2 protein-coding genes are annotated in these 3,297 nt (G+C 46.1%); both read right to left on the bottom strand.

Annotated features, from left to right (window positions below; all coding sequences use genetic code 11):
* Window positions 1-198: 198 nt before the first annotated feature.
* On the bottom strand, window positions 199-2,415 hold the full coding sequence (gene fadJ / locus BCT81_RS02450; protein WP_198596830.1) for a fatty acid oxidation complex subunit alpha FadJ: 2,217 nt from the start codon (window positions 2,413-2,415) through the stop codon (window positions 199-201).
* Window positions 2,415-3,297 (bottom strand): acetyl-CoA C-acyltransferase (locus tag BCT81_RS02445; RefSeq protein ID WP_102423144.1); only part of this gene is annotated, 883 nt, incomplete at its 5' end. The genes fadJ and BCT81_RS02445, both read right to left, overlap by 1 nt.

The following is a 3,297-nucleotide window of genomic DNA, read 5'->3' as shown; positions in this document are numbered from 1 at the left end:
TTCCCGAGAGGGAGGAACAACCGAGTCGGGAGTCTCTCATAGCAATCAGCTCTTCCAAACAGATCCCACCTCTCCCCGTCATTCCCGAGAAGGAAGAATGACGGAGTCGAGAATCTCACTCTTTTCACAATCATTAATAAAACAAAAAAGCCCGCATCAACTGCTTGATACGGGCTTAATAGTTAGCTTACTAGAGAATTACTTGTAAAAAGACTCATCCAAACCAGCACGTGTCAGTAGTCCATCACATGGTGCAAAACGATCACCGTACTTCACAGCAAAATCATTCATCATCTCAACCAGTGACTTAATACCGATTTGGTCCATGTAACGGAACGGACCGCCCAGGAATGGAGGGAAACCAATACCGAAGATAGCACCAATATCGCCATCACGAGGGCTGCGGATAATGCCTTCATCTAGACAACGAACCGCTTCATTCAGCATAGGTAACACGCAACGCATTGAGATGTCGTTATCACTTAGCTTCGGCTCAGGTTGCAGCTTAAGCAGCTTGTAAACAGACTTATCTACTTCCTTCTTCTTACCCTTGTAAGTGTAGAAACCTTTACCGCTCTTACGGCCTTTACGGTTGTCATTCAGAAGAATGTCGAACACATCAGGGCCTTGGAAACGGTCGCCTAACTCATTGACAAGAATTGGGATGATCTTAGCACCGATATCCACACCTACCTCATCTAGCAAGGTAATTGGGCCAACTGGGAAACCAAAATCTAGCAGTGCACTATCCAGTTTTTCAATCGGCTCATTCGCTAGTAGCAGATGCGCCGCTTCATTCATGTATGGAGCAAGAATACGGTTTACGTAGAAACCTGCCGTGTCTTTAACAACAATCGGTGTTTTACCTTGCTTCTTAGCCAATGCCACAACCGTCGAGATAGTCTCTTCTGATGTTGTTTCATGAGGGATAACCTCAACTAGCGGCATTTTTTCTGCAGGGCTAAAATAGTGAAGACCGACCACGTTTTCTGGGCGCAGCGCCTTCTCTGCAATCTTATGGATTGGCAGTGATGAAGTATTCGTCGCGAAGATAGTCTCTGGCTTCGCATTTTGTTCAATGTCTGCAACCATTGACTGCTTAAGGTCAAGATCTTCAAACACCGCTTCGATCACAACGTCTGTGTGGTTGAAGCTTGTAAAGTCGATACCACCAGAAAGCTGAAGCATCTTACTTTCAAGACCTGCACGGCTCAGAATACGACGTTTGCGCTGCTTATCGAATAACTTGTAGTTGTAGTTAAGCGCGTTTAGGACACCATCATTTGATACGTCTTTAATACGAACCGGTACTTTTGCTTTAGCTACACTCACATGGCTAATACCTGCGCCCATAAGTCCGCCGCCTAACACACCAACACGCTTAACCGCTTTTGGTTCTGCATCTGCACCGTGTTCTTTCTTCATTTCAGTAGTAGCAAAGAAGATAGAACGAAGTGCTTTTGACTCAGAAGTCATTACTAACTCAGAGAAACGCTTCGCTTCGTACTGAAGACCTTTTTCAAAGCCGTTCTCTAGGCCGTAACGAATGACATCAAGAATCGCGTCAGCTGCTGGGTAGTTACCACGAGTTTTCTGATTGGTCTTCTTCGCAGCTTGTTCGAAAATCACTTTACGACCAAGGCTGTTGCGAGAGATAAGTTTCTCTTTCGTCGAAGCTTGGCTCTTAGAAGCAAGGCGCTTACCTTTTTTGCTACCCGTATTCTTTTCAACATAGCTTTTCGCTACTTCAAGCAAAATGGTATCTGGGACACAAGCATCCACAACGCCAAGTGATTTCGCTTTTTTAGCACGCAGCTGCTTACCAGTAAGAATAAGATCGAGTGACGGTAGCAAACCAATTAAACGAGGCAGGCGTTGTGTGCCACCAGAACCTGGTAGTAAACCTAGCTGAACTTCAGGTAGACCAAGGCGCGTCTTATCTGAATCAGTACACACACGGTAGTCACACGCTAATGCGAGCTCTAAACCGCCACCAAGACATGGGCCATGAATTGCGGCAACAACTGGGTAAGGAAGATCAGATAACGCTTGGAACATCTCTTGACCTTGACGTGCTAGAGACTGTGCTTCATCAGCGGTTTTACACGCATCCAGCATTCGAACATCAGCGCCAGCAATAAAGTTATCAGGCTTAAGAGAATGAACAATTAGCCCCTTAACGCGGCTCTGCTTATCTTTTAACTGCTCAAAGATCGCTTTCATCTCTTCAGCAAAAGCGGCTTGTAGCGTGTTCATTTTCTCGCCTGGTACATCAATCGCTAGCCAAGCAATGTCTTGGTCGTCGATGTTAAGAGAGAATGCGGTCGCTTTCTTTTTCGGTGCTTCAGTCACTGGAGTGGAATCCACGTTAGTGACTGCTTCTTTTTCTGTTGTTGCATCAAGAGTCGTAGACATTATTCTACCTCCAAGATCATTGCTGCACCTAAACCACCAGCAGCACATGCTGTATTCAGTGCTAAGCCGCCACCGCGACGTTTTAATTCACGTAATGTTTGAGTCATCATACGCGCACCAGTTGCTGCGAACGGGTGACCGTAAGCAATTGAACTGCCCAACACGTTGAACTTATCCATATCAATCTCACCGATCGCTTTATCACGGCCAAGGTTCTTCTGTGCGAACTCATCACTAGCAAACATTTTCACATTCGCTAGAACTTGAGCTGCAAATGCTTCATGCATCTCGATAAGCGTAAGGTCCGATAGCTCTAAACCAGTGTTTTTCAATACTTGCGAGGTCGCGTAAGTCGGGCCCATTAGCATATCCGTTTCAACACCAATCGCTGAGAACGCATAGCCACGAATATAACCCAGCACTTCTAAGCCTAGTTCTTTCGCTTTGCCTTCGCGCATCAACATCACAGCTGCACCGCCATCAGTCAGCGGCGTTGCATTCGCAGCAGTCACACTGCCGTATTTTCTATCGAACGCAGGGCGAAGCTTTGCGTAACCTTCAACCGTAGAGTCGTGACGAATGTTGTTATCTTCCGCTAGGTACTTTTTGTACGGTGCCGGAAATGCAGTCATTACTTCATCTTTAATCTTGCCTTCTTTCCATGCTTGAGAAGCCAAAGAGTGAGAACGATGAGCAAGTGCATCTTGAGCTTCACGAGTAATACCGTGTGTCTTTGCCATCTGCTCAGCGGTTTGACCCATCGATAAACCAGTCGAGTATTCAGCAACGGCAGGCGGCACTGGCATCAAGTCTTTCACTGAAAGTGTTTTGAGGATTTTCAGCTTTTGGCCCATGGTTTTGGTTTTGCTCAGCGCTAATAAA

The sequence above is a fragment of the Vibrio sp. 10N.261.52.A1 genome (assembly GCF_002876325.1).
GTDB classification, from domain to species: Bacteria; Pseudomonadota; Gammaproteobacteria; order Enterobacterales; family Vibrionaceae; genus Vibrio; species Vibrio chagasii.
The sequence above is the reverse complement of the archived record's forward strand: the minus strand, read 5'-3'. Positions and strand labels throughout refer to the sequence as shown.

Bases quoted from the DNA above. Each gene is read 5' to 3' on its own strand.
- fadJ (WP_198596830.1), bottom strand. From the start codon at position 2,415: ATGTCTACGACTCTTGATGCAACAACAGAAAAAGAAGCAGTCACTAAC.